The organism is Daejeonella sp. (assembly GCF_044342615.1).
GTDB lineage: Bacteria > Bacteroidota > Bacteroidia > Sphingobacteriales > Sphingobacteriaceae > Daejeonella.
On record NZ_JBIIPN010000130.1, the window covers coordinates 1 to 7,289 of the forward strand.

Here is a 7,289-nt window from a genome sequence, read left to right on the forward strand (position 1 = left end):
AAAATGTCATTCAGATGGGTAATCAGCGTCGCTCATGGCCCAATATTCTAGCTGCAATTAATGAATTGCATGCCGGAATTATAGGACGACCATACGCCGCAAAAACTTGGTACACTAATAATCGCCCTTCAATTGGTGTCGGTAAAATTGCCCCGGTACCAGAATGGCTTGATTATGATTTATGGCAGGGACCCGCACCTAGGCGAGAGTTTAAGGATAATCTAATTCATTATAACTGGCATTGGTTTTGGCATTGGGGAACTGGCGAAGCGCTCAATAATGGAACACACATGATTGATTTGGCACGTTGGGGTTTACAGGTTGACTACCCTACAAAAGTAAGCTCTGCTGGTGGTAGATATCGCTATCAAGATGATTGGGAAACTCCTGATACACAAAATATTACAATTGAATTTGGAAACAAATCGACCATTAGTTGGGAAGGTAGAAGTTGCAATCCTTTCCCAATTGAAGGAAGTTCCGTTGGCGTGATTTTTTATGGCGAAAATGGTACGATGGTTATCGGTGGTGGAAATTCTTATAAAGTATTCGACCATAATAATAATTTAATCAAGGAAGCAAAAAATGAGGTTAAGGTTGATCCTAATAATTTAAGTAATCCATCTCAACAATTAGATGCATTCCATCTTCAAAATTTCTTTGCAGCGATAAAAAATGGAGAACCCCTGGCTTCCGACATCGATGGAGGCCATAAGAGCACACTTTTATGCCAATTGGGTAATATCGCGCAACGCACAGGAAAAACACTTCTGGTCGATTCTGTAAATGGCCATATTTTGAATGATCGAGAGGCTATGAAACTTTGGACTAGAGAATACCAAAAAGGCTGGGAGCCTAAGGTTTAGGCTTCAACAGGAAATACTAAAACGTATAAAATTTCATTTGTTTGGAAATGATATTATTTGAAAAATTATTTGAAAAATGATAAAAACTAATCTTAAAAATCTTCTTTTTATAAATCTCGTGATGGTAATCTCTTTGGGCTGTACTACTAAAAATAACCAATTATCTAGCCAAAGCCTCGATAAAATAAAATTGATTACGCTCGATCCCGGTCATTTTCACTCGGCCTTGGTACAGAAGTCAATGTACGAGAATGTAGATTCTATGGTTCATGTTTATGCACCTGAGGGTCAAGAATTAAAATCTCACCTCAGTTTAGTAGATGGGTACAATTCCCGAGAGGAAAAACCGACTTTTTGGAAGGAGAAAATTTATACGGGACCTGATTTTCTGGATAAAATGCTTTCCGAAAAGGCAGGCAATGTTGTTGTAATTGCGGGTAATAATAAAATGAAGACCGATTATATTGCTAAATCTGTAGAAGCAGGACTCCACGTTCTTGCTGATAAGCCGATGGCAATCGATTTGGATGGCTTTAATAAGCTTGTCAAGGCTTTTCAAATGGCGGAAAAAAACAAGGTTCTTCTTTATGATATCATGACCGAGCGCTATGAGATTAATACCATGCTTCAAAAGGAGTTTGCTCATCTACCCGCATTTGGTCAGCTAGAAGAGGGTAGTCCCGAAAATCCCTCAGTAACCAAGGTTAGTGTGCATCATTTCTATAAAAATGTATCGGGTAAGCCTTTGGTTAGACCAACTTGGTTTTTTGATGTAAAACAACAGGGCGAAGGAATTACAGATATTACTACCCACTTAGTTGATTTGGTGCAATGGGAATGCTTCCCAAATCAAATTTTGGATTATAAAAAGGATATTGAAATTGTTTCGGCTAAAAGATGGCAGACAAGCATAAATGCTGAGCAATTCGAAAAGGTTACGCAGAAGAAGGAATATCCTGAATTCCTTAAATCAGATGTCAAAAATGGAGTTTTAAGTCCCTATTCCAATGGTGAAATAAATTATCGCCTAAAAGGCATTCATGCTAAAATATCAGTCACCTGGGATTTTCAAGCCCCTGAAGGAACTGGCGATACCCACTTTTCTGTGATGAGGGGCACCAAAGCTAGTGTAATCATTAAACAGGGTAAAGAACAGAATTTTAAACCTGCATTATACATCGAACCAAGAGAAAATACAGATCTAAATTCTTTTGAAAAGGCCTTAATAGCAGATTTAAAGCAGGTTCAAAAGCAATATCCTGGACTTGAACTCAAAAAAGTAGCAAAGGGCTGGGAAGTAATTATTCCAGATTCTTATAAGGTTAGTCATGAGGATCATTTTGCTCAGGTGACTAAAAAATACTTGCAATTTTTAAAGGATGGTGCTTTGCCATCATGGGAGGTGCCAAATATGATTGCGAAGTATTATACAACTACAAAGGCCCGTGAAATGGCTTTGGACTTAAAATAACTATGATTATCGGGTCTAATCTTTTAAAATTATTTAAGCTTTTCCAGTAATTAATTTTTTATTGAATAATTAACGCTAGAGAAAATCTAATTTGCTATTTTCAACAAAATTTGATCTAAAATATATTTTATAAAACACTTTTTTATGCTGGTAATTAGAAATTTCAATGATTTTGAGTCTTTTTCGGGGAAAGAGCTAGGTATTTCCGAAGCGCATAAAATTACACAAGAGCAAATCTTAAAGTTTGCTGATGCAACTCTTGATCATCAGTGGATTCATACCGATCCAGAGCGTGCAGCAAAGGAGGGGCCATTTAAAGCAACTATCGCGCATGGCTATCTTACACTCTCGCTTATTCCTTATTTATGGAAGCAAATTGTTGATGTCCAAAATTTGAAAATGGAAATCAATTATGGAATAGAAAATCTAAAATTTGGCCAGCCTGTTCTAGTAGATAGTGAAGTGCGTTTAAAAGCAAATCTAGTTTCAATTGTTAATCTTAGGGGCGTATGCAAAGCAACTATTGGTGCTGAACTTGAAATTGTTGGTCAGACGAAACCTGCTTTTAAAGGGGATGTGGTATTTCTTTATCATTTTATCGATTAGAAATTCCCATAAAATATTGCAATAAAAAATAGGCTCTGATTTAACAATGCCTATTTTTTATTTCTATTAACGGCTCTTTGGAACCAGTTTAATTTCAAAGTCTGAAATCTCAACTAATCGTTCTTTATATAAGCTTCCTGCAGCCTTTTTAAAGGCTTTCTTGCTAATTTTCAAGCGGTTATAAATGTCTTCTGGGGAACTTTTATCACCTAAAGCAATCGATCCTCCACATTCTTCAAGTTCAATCATTAAGCTGTCCTTCAAATCGAGAATATGTTTAAATCCAATTACTTGTAGACTTAAATCAATTTTATTACCCTCTCTAATTTTCTTAATCCACCCTCTTTTTTGATCTCCTGCTTTTAAATCTTCAAAAACCTCATTATGGTATAATAAACCCATAAATCTTTGGTTGATTATAGCGCTATATCCTAAATCACTTTCTTCAGTAATTAGCAAACGCACCTCATCTCCCTCTTCTAAATCATGCTCATCTTGATCAATAAAATCGCTTAATCGTGAAGAAGCAGTAATTCGTTCGCTGCGCTCATCACTATATAGATAAACCATATATTTTTGTCCGATTTGCATTGGGCGCTTCTGTTCCCGCTCTGGCACAAAAACATCTTTTCCTATTCCCATATCCATGAAAGCACCCTGCTCAGTTACATCAACAACAGTGAGTAATGCAAACTCATCCACCTGAGCAATAGGCGTTTCGGTGGTAGCCATTATCCTGCCGTCACTATGAATGTATGTAAAAACATGAAGGTTATCCCCAATTTGAGCATCTACTGGTGCATTAACAAAGGGCAGGAGCACTTCTTTCTCCCCATCTGTTAAAATGAGACCGGCCTCAGTCTTTTTTGTAAACCTTAATTCGTTAAACTTTCCGATCTCTATCATGTTTTCTGCTTAAATATCCTGCAAAGATACGAAAAAGCAGATTATTGAAATTTATAGGCTAAAAAAGGAATATTCTATAAATTTTGGGATGCATGCTCCATCTAATTTATTTACAATACCTTTGATTGAAATTGTTTTTATGCAGGATTAAACATTCAATTAATAACAAATTGGCAAATAAGATATTTTTAATAACTCCGCCCTTTACTCAGCTAAACACGCCCTATCCGGCAACAGCTTATTTAAAGGGTTTTCTGAATACAAAAGGTATTAGCGCTTTTCAAGCAGATCTTGGGATTGAGGTTATTTTAGCACTTTTTTCTAGAGCTGGTCTAGAAAATCTTTTCAATGAAATTAAAATCCCTCATGAGGAATTATCGGATAATGCAAAGCGAATTTTTGCCCTCAAAGAGCATTATATCCATAAAATTGATGCGGTAATTTCATTTTTACAAGGCCATAATCCAACATTATCACATCTTATTTGTCAAGAAGATTTTTTACCCGAAGCATCTCGTTTTGAACAAATGGAGGAACTCGAATGGGCCTTTGGGACCATGGGTACGCAAGATAAAGCCAAACACCTTGCTACTCTTTTCTTGGAAGATATTTCTGATTTTATTGTAGAATGTGTAGATCCTAATTTTGGTTTTAGTAGGTATGCCGAGCGTTTAGGGCGTTCTGCTAATAGCTTTGATGTACTTTATGAAGCCTTACAAGGGGATTTAACCTTCATCGACAAGATTTTAATCCAATTATTGGAAGAAAAAATAAAGCTTGTCGAACCCGAATTAGTCTCTTTATCCGTTCCTTTTCCGGGGAATCTATATGCAGCTTTCCGAATTGGCCAGTGGCTAAAAAGGGAATATCCGCAAGTTAAAATTGCAATGGGTGGTGGATTCCCCAATACCGAATTACGTTCAATCTCTGATGTTCGTGTGTTTGAGTTCTTAGATTTTATTTGTCTCGATGATGGGGAAGCTCCCGTTGAGCATTTAATTGAACTGTTAGATGGTAAGCGAAATATTCTTGATTTAAAGAGAACTTTTGCACTAATTGAGGGACAAGTAATTTATTGTAACAACAGTAAATCGCCCGATTATAAGCAATTTGAAACGGGCACTCCAGATTATTCAGACCTATTGATGAGTCAATATGTATCTGTAATTGAGGTGGTTAATCCGATGCACCGTATGTGGAGTGATGGCAGGTGGAATAAACTCACCATGGCCCATGGCTGCTACTGGGGGAAATGTACTTTTTGTGACATCTCACTCGATTATATAAAAATTTATGAGCCCATAGCGGCTGGATTACTTTGCGATAGGATGGAGCAAATGATTGCGCAAACAGGTGAGCGTGGTTTTCATTTTGTGGATGAAGCTGCACCGCCAGCCTTGATGCGGTCATTGGCACTCGAAATTTTGAAGCGAAAATTAACGGTTACTTGGTGGACTAATATTCGCTTTGAAAAGAGCTTTACCAAGGATCTTTGTCAATTGTTGAAAGCTTCAGGCTGTATAGCAGTCTCAGGTGGTTTAGAAGTAGCATCCGACCGTTTACTTGAGCTCATTCAAAAAGGTGTAACTGTAGAGCAGGTAGCTCGTGTTTGCCATAATTTTACTGAGTCTGGGGTCATGGTACATGCTTATTTGATGTATGGTTTCCCGACGCAAACTGCTCAAGAAACTATTGATTCACTCGAAATGGTCAGGCAAATGTTCGAAGCGGGTGTATTGCAATCGGCTTTTTGGCATCAATTTGCTATGACCGCTCACAGTCCCGTAGGTATGTATCCCGAAAAATTCCAGGTGGAAAAGGCTTGTGGATCTACCGGGACGTTCGCAAATAATGATATTGTACATATTGATAAAACCGGGACTGATCATGAGTTGTTTAGTTATGGTTTGAAAAAATCATTGTTTAACTACATGCATGGAATTTGCTTCGATTATCCTTTGCAGGAATGGTTTGAGCATAAAGTTCCTAAGACAAAAGTTGATCCACAATACATTATGAAATGCCTAACAAGCGAAGATTCATTTTTCATTAAGCCAGATGCTAAAATTGTGTGGCTAGGCGCAAAGCCCGAAATCTCACATTTTACCAAGAGCAAAAAAGGTAGGCAATGGGAAATGGTTGATTTGAAGTTTTTTAATAAGAGAGAAACATTTTCCTTGCAAATTGAGAAAGAGCAAGGCGAATGGCTCTACAAATTTTTGCCACTAATAGCCACCGATGCAGCAGAATTGATGACTTTTAAAAAGTTAAAAGAAGATTTTGAAGCGAGTTTAGGCCTTGATTTTGAGCCTTTTTGGTATGGTAAAGCAATAAATACATTACGTCAATCCGATTTATTAGTATTATAAATGTTGGCAGGGCGATAAATCACACCCTGCCAACATTAAAAAATTAATTTACTCCACCTTTGCGTGTTGGCTGACGAGGAGTAGGCCAAGCAGCTTTTTCACCTGTACGAGGATTTATTGGCATTACACTCTTTTCATTTGAAGCCCTTTCAGGATCTTCACTAGCCATATAAGTCAATATCGCAGTTAAAATGGCATTATTTTGAACATCATCAAATACTATTTTATCATAAGTATCGCGATTGGTATGCCAAGTATAATTACCATAAGACCAGCTTAGTGAGCTTAAAGAGAATGCTGGAGCACCTGCTGCAACAAATGATGCATAATCAGAACCACCACCGCTTGGGCTGCCAGGGAAATTTGATTTAATCTCAGAGCGTATGGCTGAAGGAACAGGGTTTAACCATTTGTTTAGATATTCATAAGCATGTAAGAAGCCTTGACCCGAAAGATCTACTACTCTTCCTGTTCCATTATCTTGATTGAAAACAGCTTGTATATTTTTTACAATTTCAGGATGATCTGCAACAAATGCTCTTGAGCCATTTAAACCTTGCTCTTCGCTACCCCAATGTCCAACAAGGATTGTTCTCTTTGGGTTTGGATACACTTTTTTCAATATTCTCATTGCCTCAAGCATGGTGATTGTTCCTGTAGCATTATCAGTTGCTCCAGTTCCACCATCCCAAGAATCGAAGTGCGCTGAAAGAATTACATATTCTTCAGGTTTTTCAGTCCCTTTAATTTCAGCAATAGTATTGAATGTTGGAACCATACCCAATTCTTTTGAATCGGCACGGATACTGATTTTCGGACCAACACCTGATTCAGCTAATCGGTATAGCATGCCATAATCTTCAAGAGCAATATCTATAGTCGGAATTTTTGTTGTTTGAGCACTAAAAATTTTGTTTACGCCAAAACCCGCCGACCAGTTTGAAGTGATAACACCAGCAGCACCTGCTTTTTCAAGCGCTAAAGCAAGATTTTTCCCACTTAAGCCAGTTTTGCTTAAACGATTACGCCATTCAGCGCCAGCTTTCGTGCGCTCAGCCTTCATTTTTTCGA

The 7,289-nt window shown here is 37.5% G+C and carries 6 protein-coding genes; 4 read left to right on the forward strand and 2 right to left on the reverse strand.

Annotation, left to right across the window (positions count from 1 at the left end; all coding sequences use genetic code 11):
* The 3 genes from ACIQ0D_RS10435 to ACIQ0D_RS10445 all read left to right on the forward strand — a co-directional run.
* A partial coding sequence (locus ACIQ0D_RS10435; protein ID WP_395805357.1) for a Gfo/Idh/MocA family protein occupies positions 1-866 on the forward strand: 866 nt, incomplete at its 5' end.
* A 76-nt stretch (positions 867-942) separates the two neighbouring features.
* A complete protein-coding gene (locus ACIQ0D_RS10440; RefSeq protein ID WP_395805359.1) occupies positions 943-2,337 on the forward strand; it encodes a putative oxidoreductase C-terminal domain-containing protein in 1,395 nt (464 codons plus the stop codon).
* 144 nt (positions 2,338-2,481) lie between these two features.
* A complete protein-coding gene (locus ACIQ0D_RS10445) occupies positions 2,482-2,943 on the forward strand; it encodes a MaoC family dehydratase (RefSeq protein WP_395805361.1) in 462 nt (153 codons plus the stop codon).
* Positions 2,944-3,009: 66 nt separating this feature from the next.
* Here ACIQ0D_RS10445 and ACIQ0D_RS10450 read toward each other — a convergent pair whose 3' ends face one another.
* Positions 3,010-3,849 carry a S1 RNA-binding domain-containing protein gene (locus ACIQ0D_RS10450; RefSeq protein WP_395805363.1) on the reverse strand — a complete coding sequence of 280 codons (840 nt, stop codon included), beginning with the start codon at positions 3,847-3,849 and terminating at the stop codon, positions 3,010-3,012.
* A 170-nt stretch (positions 3,850-4,019) separates the two neighbouring features.
* On the opposite strand from ACIQ0D_RS10450, the gene ACIQ0D_RS10455 reads away from it, so the two are divergent.
* Positions 4,020-6,218 (forward strand): B12-binding domain-containing radical SAM protein, encoded by a 2,199-nt coding sequence (locus ACIQ0D_RS10455; RefSeq protein WP_395805365.1) that lies wholly within the window; start codon positions 4,020-4,022, stop codon positions 6,216-6,218.
* Positions 6,219-6,261: 43 nt separating this feature from the next.
* On the opposite strand, the gene ACIQ0D_RS10460 is transcribed toward ACIQ0D_RS10455, so the two are convergent.
* On the reverse strand, positions 6,262-7,289 hold a 1,028-nt coding region (locus tag ACIQ0D_RS10460; RefSeq protein WP_395805367.1), incomplete at its 5' end, for a M20/M25/M40 family metallo-hydrolase.